Raw genomic sequence first — 11,492 nt, forward strand, 5'->3', positions numbered from 1 at the left:
GGTCACTCCTGAAACCCGCCCGCCGGGTTGGACCCGTGCGAAGCATCAATGATTCCGTGAAAGTCGCCCTGGATGCGGCCTTCGCCGTCCGGGGCGAGGATGATCGAAGCGTAGGAGGGCGGCAGCGAATCAGGCCGCTCGCCCAGCACGATGAGCGCGGTGGACCAGGCGTCGGCATCCGTGGCGGATGGACCAACCACCGCCGCGAGCAGCGCCCCGCCTGTCGGCTCACCCGTGCGAGGGTCGATGATGTGACCGCGAGACGCCCCTTCCGCGTCTCGAATCGTTCGTCCATGCGGCGCGGAGACGCCCAGGGCGGCGTCCCGCAGGAAGACGCGGGCGAGCGCGGATGCATCGTCACCATCGGGGCGGCGCACCGCGATTCTCCAGCCGTCAGCCCCCGGCGGCGCGCCGATGGCGATGGCGCTGCTGGTTCCGCCGTGCAGCAGCGCATGGGCGACGCCGCGATCCCGCAGCAGCGAGGCGGCGCGGTCCAGGGCCCAGCCCTTTCCGACGCCGCCGAGATCGACGGCGACGCCGGGCGAGGTGAATGCAATCGTGCGGGCGGCGGGATTGAGCAGGAGCGGCCGGGCGGGTTCATCTCGGCGCCGAGGGACCGAGTCATCAAGTGACGGAGCCGTCGAGCGACCGAGGGGGGACGCTTCGCGGAATCCCCACCGGGCCATCGCCGCCCCGATGGTGATGTCGAACGCCCCGCCGGTCCGCTCCGTCAGCGCCGCACAGCGGTCCAGCAATTCGAAGGTTTCCGCATCCACGGGCACGGGCTCGTGCGCCGCCCGCGCATTGACGGCCGAGATCGTGCTGGCGCGGTCGAAGATGCTCAGGCGCCGATGCCAGAGCGTGATCTCGTCGAGCGCCTCTTCACCCGCGGCGCGCAGCAGCGCCTCGCGCTCGCCCATCAGGACGAACTCGAAGCGGGCGCCCATGGCGTGCGTCGCCAGGCGGACGGTGATCACGCCGCGTGCGTCGTGTGCGTCTCGGGGTCGAAGGTGAAGGTCTTGTTCTCCCACGCGCTGCGGGTGGCGAGATCGACGATCACCATGACCTGCGTGGCGAACTCGACCGGGCTCTTGACGGGCTCGCGGGTGCGGATGCAGTGCAGCCAGTTGAGCCGCAGTTCATCCTGGTCGTTGCTGATGTTGGGGCAGTTGACGGTCTGCTCCTCGATCTCATCGACGTAGATGCGCTGCGGACGGATGACCACGTTGTTGCCGCCCAGGTACATGGTGGCCTTGTGGCCGCGGATCATGGTCTCCAGCCCCTGATCGTTGCAGGTGGAGCCGGCCACGATCATGGTGTGCTCCTTCTCAAACTGCACGGTCAGGTTGACCTGGTCGTGGTTCTCCATCTTCTTGTCGATGTAGTGCCCGCCGATGCCCTGCACCTTGGTGGGCCAACCGACGTTGAGGGCCATCATCAGCGGCGTGATCTCGTGAACCAGCAGGTCGCCCATGATGCCGGTGGAGAAGTCCTTGTAGCGGCGCCACCGGTGGTAGATCTCGTGGTTCCACGGACGGGGGCCGAGCTGGCCGCACCAGGCGTCCCAGTCGATGGTCTCGCCCGGCTTGATGCGCTTGTCGATGGCGTAGTAGAGCCACTCGCCGTCCTTCGAGTTGCGGCAGTAGGAGGTCTGGCTGAAGGTGGGCTTTCCGATGGCGCCGGCGGCGACCAGCTTCATCGCCTCGTTGTACTTGGGAAGCATCATCTTCTGCGTGCCGATCTGCACCAGCACGTCGGGATTGGCGTTCTGCACCTCGCGCACCTTGAGGGCCTCGGGCAGCCGGAGCGTCATCGGCTTCTCGCAGTACACGTCCTTGCCCGCGTGGATGGCGTCGATCGTCATCTGCGCGTGCCAGTGCTCGGGCGAGGCGATCAGCACCGCGTGAACGTCGTCCCGCTTGAGCACCTCGCGGTAGTCCGCGTAGCCCTGGCACTGAACGCTGGTCTGGTCGCGCTCGACCATCTTCATCGCGTCCGCCACCTGCACCGAGCAGCAGTCGGCCAGCGCCACGATGTGGACGCTCTCGCGCCCGGTCTTGTTGAAGTTCAGGAACGCACCCACGTGACCCTTGCCCATGCCCCCCGGCCCGATCACCGCGATGCGGATCGGATCACCCTTCCCCAGCTTCACGCGCGGCTTGGCGCGCAGCACCGGCATGTTCAGCACCGACGACGACGCCCGCGCTCCCACCAGCGCGGCGGCCCCGGCGAAGGCGGTCTGGGCGAGGAACTGGCGGCGGGAACGACCGCGACGGGATGTCTGATTCGTGGCACGCATCGCAGAACTCCTTTGACGACTGGAACGGCTTCCGTCCAACCCCGTTATACACGATCCGCCCCTGCTTGACGAGGGGGTGCCTCTCGATTCGACGCACCCACGCCGCTCTCCCCGCCCCGGCCCCCGGGGCGTCCGTCAGCGGTCAACCCTGACGGTCATACCGTCTGCGCGGGCCTGGGTTGGCTCATCCCGCACAGTCCGTACTTCTTTCCATGCCCGGAACAACCGATCCAATCCGGCCGCCTCGAGGCATGGCCTTCCCGGGGGAGGCGGCGCGTGGACCCATCGGGAGACACGACCCTGCGTTCGTGGGACCGCACCATCCTGGTGACGGGCGGCGCCGGATTCCTCGGCAGCCACTTCGTGCGCCTGCTCCGACGCGAGCGTCCGCGATGGCGCGTCGTCACCTACGACGCGCTCACCCACGGCGGCATGCTGTCCAACCTGGTCGAACTTGAAGGCGATGAAGGGCACGTCGTCATTCAGGCCGACCTGCGCAATCGAGCCGAACTGACCCGCGTGCTGCGCAAGTGCGACGGGGTGGTCAACTTCGCCTCCGACAACCCGGTGCATGGCGTGGAGCCGGATGTCGGGCACATGACCGCCGTCAATGTCGCGGGCGTGCAGCACCTGCTCGACTGCTGCCGCGAGGCGCCCGGCATCCGCCGCTTCGTACAGGTCTCCACGGAGGAGGTCTACGGGCGCCTTCCGCTCAATGACAGCTCGACCACGTTCACCGAGGACTCCCCGCTGCACCCCCGCACGCCCTGGGCCGCCACCCGCGCCGCCGGCGATCTGCTCGCCCTGTCCTATGCCGCCACGTTCTCACTGCCGGTCGTGGTGACGCGCGGCGCCCGGACCATGGGTCCGAACCAGTCGCCCGGCTGCCTGCTGCCGCGCGTCATCATCGCCCTGCTGGAGCGGGGCCGGGCCGCGGTCCCGGGCGACGGCCGCACGCGCCGCGACTGGCTCCACGTGGCCGACCACTGCGCCGCCATCCTGGCGGCCCTGGAGAAGGGTGAGCCGGGTCAGGTCTACAACGTCACCGCCGGGATGGTGCAGAGCGACCTCGCCCTGCTGGAGGAAACCGTCGCCCTGCTGTGCATCGAGGACGCCCGCATCGACACTGTGCCCGAGAAGTCCAGCGAACCCACCCGCCCGGGGATGGACGGCTCGAAGATCACCCGCGAACTCGGCTGGTCGCCCGAACGCACCGAATGGCCCCGCGCCCTGGCCGAAACCATCAAGTGGTACCAGATGAATGAGTGGTGGTGGAAACCGCTCGTGCATGGTGCCGCCGCCATCAAACGCGGGGCGTGAGCGCCCCCAACACCCCGGGGCCAACCTGACAGTCAATCGTTGAAACGCAGTCGTCAACGGACAGGCCACCGCCGGTCGCCGAGACGGTGAGGGCATTCGGCATCAGCCGAATCGCCGCCAGCCAACAGCAGAAGCGACCGGCGCAGGCCGTGATCGCGGATTCTTCCTCTCACCCGCCGCCGCACGTGATCACCGCGGCCATGCTACCGTCCTGCTGGCCGCATCACAGGTGACCACGCCTTCCAGGCGAGTCGGCGCGGAGAGAGCGTGGCGACGAATGCGGCGACGATCATCCTCATCAGGAGGCCACCCATGCCAAGCGGCAAAGGCAAAGGCAACACCCGCGGCGGACAGGGCAAGATGTCATCCACCGCCAAGGGCGGCACATCCGCTCCGAAGTTCAGCAAGGGCGGACCCGCCGGCGCCCACCAGGGAGGAGCTCCCCGCGGCGCCAGCCGCATGGATCCTTCCCACCGCGAGCAGCGACGCAAGGAAGACCGCCACGGCCACGCCAAGGAGCGGTAGCCGCGGTGGTCAGCGGTCATCGATCAACCAAGACCGCCGGCGGCAGGCCATGAGTCATGCGGTTTCTGACTCCTGTCGTCTGGCCGCTGGCTCAATGGGCGAGGAGGGATTCGAACCCCCGAAGGCGTATGCCAGCAGATTTACAGTCTGCCCCTGTTGGCCACTTAGGTACTCGCCCGAGAGAACCGGAAGGGCCAACTGTATGACCGGCGCTTTCGTCGATCAATCACGCCCGCGCACAGCCGATACGATGCGCCGCGCACGAGCGGACCGACTCCCCGGACTCACCCATGAAGACCCGTGAACTCATCAATCTGGGCGTGCCGAAGGGAGCGGCCATCAAGGCGGCTCAGATCGCCGCGGGGCTGGCGTCTGACGCCGGGCTGAGCACGCCGGAGATCCGGGCGCGGCTGCGCGAGGTGCTGGCCGCCCCGCATGGGTTCGTTGCGGATTCGGTCTTTGGTCCGCTGGCGCGGGCGCTTGTGCCGGGACATGGGCCGCACTCCACCCACACCGCCGAAGCCGGCCGGTTCATCCCGCGTGAAACCCCCGCTCCGTGGAGGCAGTGGGGCGAGAATCTTGACGCCGCGTCGATCGAGCAGATGGTGAACGCCTGTCAGTTGCCTGTGGCGGTGGCCGGGGCGCTGATGCCGGATGCGCACCTGGGCTACGGGTTGCCGATCGGCGGTGTGCTGGCGGTTGACAATGCCGTGATTCCCTACGCCGTGGGCGTGGATATCGCCTGCCGCATGAAGATGACGGTGCTCGATCTGCCTGTCAGCGCGCTGAAGGGTCAGATCGACCGCCTGATCGGCGCCATCGAGACGGAGACGCGCTTCGGCATGGGCGCAACCTTTCGCCAGCCCAACGAGCACGACGTGATGGATGACCCCGACTGGTCGTGCTCTCCGGTGACGTCGCAACACCAGCGCAAGGCGTGGGATCAGCTGGGGACGAGCGGGTCGGGCAACCACTTCGTTGAGTTCGGGCTGCTCACGCTGGACCGTGCGGACGTGGGGTTGGAGCCCGGGCGATACGTCGCACTGCTGTCGCACAGCGGGTCGCGCGGCGTGGGAGCGCAGGTGGCGGCGTATTACTCGAGGATCGCCATGGACGCCCACCCCGAACTGCCCAAGCACCTGAAGCACCTGGCGTGGCTCGATCTCGATTCCCACGCCGGGCAGGAATACTGGCAGGCGATGCACCTGATGGGGCGCTACGCCGCGGCGAATCACGCCGTCATCCACCGCCGGATCGCAAAGCATCTTGGGGCCGACGTTCTGCTGGACGTGGAGAATCACCACAACTTCGCGTGGGAGGCGGAGCGGGGAGGAGTGAGGAGTGAGCCATCAGCCACCAGGGAAGGTGTGAGGGGCGAGCCACCAGCGACCAGCAGTGCGACATCAACTGTCAGAGGGGGATTCGACCCGGCGTCTTGCTTCGATGCCTTGTGCAAGGTGCCTGACGCCTCCAACCCCTTGGTGGCTGGTGGCTCACCTCTCAGTCCTTCCTCCGCCTCCCGCCGAATCATCATCCACCGCAAGGGCGCCACGCCCGCGGGGCGCGGCGTGCTGGGCATCATTCCCGGTTCGATGGCCAGCCCCGGCTACCTCGTTCGCGGGCGGGGCAACGCGGCGTCGCTGTATTCCGCCTCGCATGGCGCGGGGCGGGCGATGTCGCGCACCGCCGCTCGAAACCAGTGCTCGTGGTCAGAGGCGAAGCGGCTTCTGCGCGAGCGTGACGTGCATCTCATCAGCGCGGGGCTGGATGAGGCGCCCTTCGCCTACAAGGACATCGATGAAGTGATGGCCAGCCAGAGCGACCTCGTGGATGTGATCGCTCGCTTCGACCCTCGGATCGTGAAGATGGCGCCCGACGGGGAACGGGCGGAGGACTAGAACCCGGCGCCGAGGCGAGAGGTGCGGGAAACAGGCGTCAGCCCTGCGCCGCGAGCCATCGCTCCGCGTCGAGGGCGGCCATGCAGCCCATGCCGGCGGCGGTGATGGCCTGGCGGTAGACCGAGTCGGCCACGTCGCCGGCGGCGAAGACGCCTTCGATGTTGGTGCGGCTGTCGCGGTGCCTGAGGGCGATGTATCCCTTGTCGTCCAACTCGATGCCGGAGCCCCGGAGGAACCCCGTCGCGGGCGTGTGGCCGATGGCGACGAACAGCCCTTTCACGTCCAGAGTGGATTCCGCGCCGGTCCTGGTGTCCCTGAGCCGCAGCCCCGTGATGCTGGATTCTCCGAGCACGTCGGTGACGACGGTGTTCCAGTGAAACTGGACGTTGGGGAGTTTTCTGACGCGCTCCTGCATGGCCTTGGAGGCCCGCAGTTCATCGCGGCGGTGGATGATGTGGATGCGCGAGCCGAACCTGGCGAGGTAGCTGGCCTCTTCCATGGCGGTGTCGCCGCCGCCCACCACGGCCAGCGGCTGGTTGCGGAAGGCGGGCAGCGCGCCGTCGCACACGGCGCAGGCGCTGACGCCCCCGCCGGAACGGGCGAGTCGCTGCTCGTTCTCCAGGCCGATCCAGTTGGCGGTGGCGCCGGTGGCGATGATGACGGCGTGGGTCTTCACCTCTCCCCCGCCGCTGGTTCGCAGGGTGAAGGGCCGCCTGGAGAAGTCGCAGGACTCGATGTCCTCCCCCACCACGCGGGTGCCGAAGCGCTCCGCCTGCTGCTGGAACTTTTCCATCATCTCGGGACCGGTCACCCCGTGCGGGAAGCCGGGGTAGTTCTCGACCTCGGTGGTCAGCATGAGCTGGCCGCCGGGCAGCACGAGCGAAGGCGTCTGCTTGGGCACGCCGATGTAGCAGAGGGGCTGCATGCCCGCGCGGGCGGCGTAGATGGCGGCGGTCCACCCCGCGGGGCCTGAGCCGATGATGACGACGTGCTCGATATCGGGCATGGAGAGATCGCGGGGAGTGAGATCCGTTCACGCGACGAGGGGACGCCGCATCGGTTGGATGATGTCGATCGCCGGTGGTTACCCGCGGTCGATCATCGCATCAGGCCCTGCTGCCGCGCCAGCACGCGGAGGGGGGGCCAGTAGACGATGTCGCCGGTCAGGCCGTCGCGCGAGTGGCGCTCTCCTCGCTGGCTGGCGAGGTCGTTGCCCTTGGCCCAGAGCAGGCCGCCGGTGACGGTGACGAAGTCATCCAGCGCCTCGGCGTTGACCTGGAGACGTGCGACGCGGCGGTAGCCGAAGCCCTTGCCTTCCTTGTCGAACGGGTCCATGTCGCTGCGGCGCCGGACGTAGGTGGTATACACCTTCTCCAGGTCGTCCGGTTCGTTGCCGAACTGCTTGCGGTAGCCGCAGATGCCCGCGGCGACCGCCGTGGCGTTGGCGGCGGCCGTCAGCTGACGGCGCAGCACGAAGATGTCCGCCAGGTCGCGCAGCGAATAGGTGACGACCGCGAACCGCACGGGATTGGTGCGCTGGTACTGCGGGGTCAGTTCGAGCAGCGGGTGCCACGCCCGGATGCTCCAGCGCCGCCACCAGTCGTCGTAGACGAGCGTCAACTGATCCTGCGAGGCCAGGCGGCTGGCGTGGAAACGGGAAACCAGCTTCCACCGCTTCTGCGATCCGAACATGGTGAAGGGCGCATCGGCGGACTGAATCTTGCCGAACGTGTCGGCGAAGCGATCGGGAATGGCCTCCTGCGTGTTGTGATCGAACACCGAGTCAATCAGCACGCTGGCGGCGACCCGGTCGCCCTCGGGCATCTGCAGCAGATCAAGCCGCAGGAAGGGCAGCTCAAAGGCAATGCCCTTGCGCTCCTTGCCGTCGGCGCTCTTGTACGACTCGGATGAGAACTGCTGGAGCGTGAACTGGTCGAAATAGGTGAACATCTGGTCGCGCAGCAGCTCCAGGCAGTCGGACATCAGCCGCATGGCGTGCATCTTCTCGACGAGGAACTCACGCCGCAGCAGCTGGTTGACGACGTACAGGTGGGCGATGGCGAGATCGAGGGCGCGCTCCGTCTGCTGGGCCTCGAAGAGCCGGTAGGTTTCCGCCGCCACGTAGGCCGCGATGGTGTCCATCACGCGCAGATAGGCGAAGTCCTGGTCGCGCAGATTGCCATCGACGGCGAGATCGGCGTAAATGCCCGCGCTGCGGTAGCGCTGGTCGATGTCGTCGCCGTAGGGCAGGCCGATCTCGACTCGGTCGCGCACGGTGAGAATCGCCTGGGCGAGCGAGGGGCTGGTCTCCGCCCAGCCGCTCACCTGGCTCCAGTTCGACATGCGAGGGTGGATGGTGTTGAGGTTGAAGCCCACATCCGCGCGTCCGCTGGCGGAGGGGGCCTTGGTCAGGTCGAGGAAGGCGTCGAAGAGGATCTTCCAGCTCTTGGCGGCCTCGGTCATGCGCAGAATCGGCTGGTTGACGCGCCGGACCACCTCGTTTTCCTGGTCCTGAGCCATGGCCACGGCGGCGCCGCCCGGCAGTCCGCCAGCCATCATCCCTCCCACCAGCACGCAACGCCACAGGGTCGATCGACTCATGAATCCTTCCTTCACGCCTTCATCCCGTCGCAGGTGACTTGGACAGCCGTCCGGGCGGTCGCCGGACCGGAAGTCCGCATGGTAGCAGAAACAGGCGGACGTGCCATGCCCTCTGCCTGTCTGGCTGACGGCTCGTCTCGCCAGAAACGACCACCCCCGCCCAGCGGTCGCCATTCGGCTGTGTTCGACGCGGCGTCATTCCGCCGGTTCCCCATTCGGGACGACGGGTTCGGGCTGTCTTTTGGCGTCGATGGGGTATCATCCGCCTTCCCTCGCACCCCCGGGCCGGGCTGGTTTCCCCGCCCATCAGGATTCCCAGGCATGATTGTCGGCGTTCCCACCGAAGTGAAGGCGGATGAGTATCGCGTCGGCCTCCGTCCCGTCGGGGCGGAGGTGCTCGTCTCCAAGGGTCACACCGTGCTGGTTCAGAAGGACGCCGGGCTGGGCAGCGGCTTCTCCAACGAGGAGTACGTAAAGGCGGGGGCGAAGATCGTCCCCGACGCCGCCGCCGTCTGGGGCAAGGCCGACATGGTCATCAAGGTCAAGGAGCCCCAGCCGGCGGAAGTGAAGATGATCCGCGAGAACCAGATCGTCTTCACCTACTTCCACTACGCCGCCGACAAGAAGCTCACGACCGGCTGCCTGAAGACGAAGTGCATCTCGTGCGCCTACGAGACGCTGACGGACGATCACGGCCACCTGCCCCTTCTCACCCCCATGAGCGAGGTGGCCGGCAAGCTCTCCGTACAGGAAGGCGCCAAGTACCTCGAGCGCCCCTGGGGCGGGCGAGGGGTGCTGCTGGGGGGCGTCCCGGGCGTCGAGCCGGGCCACGTGCTCATCATCGGCGGCGGCGTGGTCGGCACCTGCGCCGCCAAGGTCGCCAGCGGCATGGGCGCCAAGGTCGTCATCATGGACATCAACATCGAGCGGCTCCGCCAGCTTGATGACATCATGCCCGACAACGTGACGCCCATCTATTCCGACCCCCAGTCGATCCGCGAGCACCTGGCGTGGGCGGATCTGGTCGTCGGCGCGGTGCTGATCCCCGGGGCCAAGGCGCCGCACCTGATCAAGCGTGACGACCTCAAACTCATGAAGCCCGGCTCGGTCATCGTCGATGTCGCCATCGACCAGGGCGGCTGCGTCGAGACCGCCCGCGTGACCACGCACTCCAAGCCGGTCTACACCGTGGATGGTGTGGTTCACTACTGCGTGGGCAACATGCCCGGCGCAGTGGCCCGCACCAGCACCGTGGCCCTCACCAACGCCACGCTGCCGTGGGCCGTGAAGCTCGCCAATCTGGGCGCCGAGGAACTGGCCCGCCGGTCGAAGCATTTCGCCAACGCCATCAACACCTACAAGGGTCTGCTCACCAACGAGCCGGTCGCCGAGGCGCACAACCTGAAGTACACGCCGCTCGCGGTGTGATCGGTGGAAACCGAAGTATGGTTCAGCGGCACAGGCATCTCACCTGTGATCGAGTGCAGCAGCACAGGCGTCCCCGCCTGTGGCGATGTTTCAGCCCACCACCGTCTTTGCTTGCCAGAGTTGCATGGTTCGCGCGATGCCGCCTCCGGCGTCGCGCCACTGCCGGGCGTCGATCACCACCGGCCGCGCGTATCCCGCCACATCGAGCGCCGCTCGATACGACACCACATCCAGCCGCCCGTCCGGCTCGCCAAGCGGCGCGCGCATGGCGCCAGTGGTGAAGTCCACCAGCCGGGCGGTCACCAGCCGTCCGCCCGCGCCGCCTACCGACGCCACGGCCATGGCGGGGTCGTCTCCCGCCGCCAGCACTATCGCCGGATCGATGCCCACGCCGACGCCAGCGCGCAGCGCGGTCGCCGCCGCGTGATCCGCGATCTCCACGCCGAACCGCTCGGCGTGTTGGGCGAGCGTCTGCACCGCCGCCTCCGCCGGTCCCTCGCCTCGCGGTGGCAGCGACACGCTCACCGGCACGCGGCCCAGGTCCGCGGCCAGCTCGATGGCGGCGGTCGCGGCATCCACCGCGCGGTCAACTTCCGCCGGGGAGGCGAAGTGGGCCGCGGGAATCCACAGGTCCAGCCCCGCCAGGAGCAGCTCCATCCGACGCAGCGCGGCCAGCAGGTCGCGCCGGGCCGCCTGGTCCAGATCCCGCGGACGCAGTCCCGGCTGGGTCGCGCTCACCTGCACGGCCCGCACCCCCAGTGAGCGTGCGGCGGCCAACCCCTCCCGAGGCGGCAGCCCCAGCGGGGCGATCGTGGCGGCGAGCGGCAGTCCTTCCGGCATGGCCAAGGGTACTCCCGCTCGCGGATCGGAGTACCATCCCGCGCCATGCCCGTCTCACCCCCGTTCCTCGATATCCGGCTCATCACCGGCCCGGTCCAGCCGATGCCGATCGAGCCATTTCCCCAGCCGGCTGGCGCGGAGTGCATCTTTCTCGGTCGCACACGGGATGAAACCCATCCCACCCACGGCCCGCTGCGACGATTGTCCTACGAGTGCTACCGCCCCATGGCCGAGCGCGTGCTGCGCGACCTCGCCGCGCGGGCGGTGGAACAGTTCGGCTGCCTGGCCGTGCGGGTTCACCACGCCGTCGACGAGGTGCCGGTGGGCGAGGCGAGCGTGCTGGTCCAGGTCGTCACCGGCCACCGGGCCGCGGCGTTCGACGCCTGCCGGTTCCTCATTGACCGACTCAAGGTCGAGGCCCCTATCTGGAAGCGCGAGGAATGGGCGGATGGCTCGACGTGGTCGGAAGGCAAACCCGTTGAGATGGAGGCGCGGTGAAACAGGGCGCCCGCTCGCTCCGGAATCGACCTCGTTCGCCCCGCCATCGATCGATCACAGGCGAGACGCCTGTGCCACTCAAC

General features: G+C 68.0%; 10 protein-coding genes and 1 tRNA gene. 5 read left to right on the forward strand and 6 right to left on the reverse strand.

All coding sequences use genetic code 11. The features are described from left to right. Nucleotides 1-2 precede the first annotated feature (2 nt). Entirely contained in the window at nt 3-977 is a 975-nt protein-coding gene (locus HRU76_15095; GenBank protein ID QOJ18829.1) for an FAD:protein FMN transferase, read from the reverse strand. Then, nucleotides 974-2,299 (reverse strand): Gfo/Idh/MocA family oxidoreductase, encoded by a 1,326-nt coding sequence (locus HRU76_15100; protein QOJ18830.1) that lies wholly within the window; start codon nt 2,297-2,299, stop codon nt 974-976. The genes HRU76_15095 and HRU76_15100 overlap by 4 nt, the downstream gene beginning before the upstream one ends. 276 nt (nt 2,300-2,575) lie before the next feature. Between HRU76_15100 and HRU76_15105 the strand changes: the two genes are divergently transcribed. Further along, complete coding sequence (locus HRU76_15105; GenBank protein ID QOJ18831.1) at nt 2,576-3,619, forward strand: GDP-mannose 4,6-dehydratase; 1,044 nt, start codon at nt 2,576-2,578, stop codon at nt 3,617-3,619. Between the two features lie 312 nt (nt 3,620-3,931). Continuing rightward, the gene (locus HRU76_15110) at nt 3,932-4,144 is read left to right on the forward strand and encodes a hypothetical protein (protein QOJ18832.1); all 213 of its coding nucleotides are present in this window, start codon (nt 3,932-3,934) and stop codon (nt 4,142-4,144) included. A 95-nt stretch (nt 4,145-4,239) separates the two neighbouring features. Here the strand turns inward: HRU76_15110 and HRU76_15115 are convergent. Further along, a tRNA-Tyr gene (locus HRU76_15115) sits at nt 4,240-4,322 on the reverse strand. A gap of 112 nt (nt 4,323-4,434) precedes the next feature. Between HRU76_15115 and HRU76_15120 the strand changes: the two genes are divergently transcribed. After that, complete coding sequence (locus tag HRU76_15120; protein ID QOJ18833.1) at nt 4,435-6,042, forward strand: RtcB family protein; 1,608 nt, start codon at nt 4,435-4,437, stop codon at nt 6,040-6,042. A gap of 37 nt (nt 6,043-6,079) precedes the next feature. Here the strand turns inward: HRU76_15120 and trxB are convergent, their stop codons facing one another. Continuing rightward, nucleotides 6,080-7,048 (reverse strand): thioredoxin-disulfide reductase, encoded by a 969-nt coding sequence (trxB, locus tag HRU76_15125; protein ID QOJ18834.1) that lies wholly within the window; start codon nt 7,046-7,048, stop codon nt 6,080-6,082. A gap of 92 nt (nt 7,049-7,140) precedes the next feature. Then, on the reverse strand, nt 7,141-8,643 hold the full coding sequence (locus HRU76_15130) for a hypothetical protein (GenBank protein QOJ18835.1): 1,503 nt from the start codon (nt 8,641-8,643) through the stop codon (nt 7,141-7,143). A 321-nt stretch (nt 8,644-8,964) separates the two neighbouring features. On the opposite strand from HRU76_15130, the gene ald reads away from it, so the two are divergent. Beyond that, on the forward strand, nt 8,965-10,071 hold the full coding sequence (gene ald / locus HRU76_15135) for an alanine dehydrogenase (GenBank protein QOJ18836.1): 1,107 nt from the start codon (nt 8,965-8,967) through the stop codon (nt 10,069-10,071). Nucleotides 10,072-10,161: 90 nt separating this feature from the next. Here ald and HRU76_15140 read toward each other — a convergent pair whose 3' ends face one another. Next, nucleotides 10,162-10,911: a hypothetical protein gene (locus HRU76_15140; protein ID QOJ18837.1), complete on the reverse strand. Its 750-nt coding sequence runs from the start codon at nt 10,909-10,911 to the stop codon at nt 10,162-10,164. A 45-nt stretch (nt 10,912-10,956) separates the two neighbouring features. Here HRU76_15140 and HRU76_15145 point away from each other — a divergent pair, with 45 nt between their 5' ends. After that, entirely contained in the window at nt 10,957-11,409 is a 453-nt protein-coding gene (locus HRU76_15145) for a molybdenum cofactor biosynthesis protein MoaE (protein ID QOJ18838.1), read from the forward strand. The last annotated feature ends 83 nt before the right edge of the window (nt 11,410-11,492 follow it).

This window comes from Phycisphaeraceae bacterium, from assembly GCA_015709595.1.
Lineage (GTDB): Bacteria > Planctomycetota > Phycisphaerae > Phycisphaerales > SM1A02 > CAADGA01.

Bases quoted from the DNA above. Each gene is read 5' to 3' on its own strand.
- HRU76_15140 (QOJ18837.1), bottom strand. From the start codon at position 10,911: ATGCCGGAAGGACTGCCGCTCGCCGCCACGATCGCCCCGCTGGGGCTG.
- HRU76_15120 (QOJ18833.1), top strand. From the start codon at position 4,435: ATGAAGACCCGTGAACTCATCAATCTGGGCGTGCCGAAGGGAGCGGCC.
- HRU76_15100 (QOJ18830.1), bottom strand. From the start codon at position 2,299: ATGCGTGCCACGAATCAGACATCCCGTCGCGGTCGTTCCCGCCGCCAG.
- trxB (QOJ18834.1), bottom strand. From the start codon at position 7,048: ATGCCCGATATCGAGCACGTCGTCATCATCGGCTCAGGCCCCGCGGGG.
- HRU76_15145 (QOJ18838.1), top strand. From the start codon at position 10,957: ATGCCCGTCTCACCCCCGTTCCTCGATATCCGGCTCATCACCGGCCCG.
- HRU76_15110 (QOJ18832.1), top strand. From the start codon at position 3,932: ATGCCAAGCGGCAAAGGCAAAGGCAACACCCGCGGCGGACAGGGCAAG.
- HRU76_15130 (QOJ18835.1), bottom strand. From the start codon at position 8,643: ATGAGTCGATCGACCCTGTGGCGTTGCGTGCTGGTGGGAGGGATGATG.
- ald (QOJ18836.1), top strand. From the start codon at position 8,965: ATGATTGTCGGCGTTCCCACCGAAGTGAAGGCGGATGAGTATCGCGTC.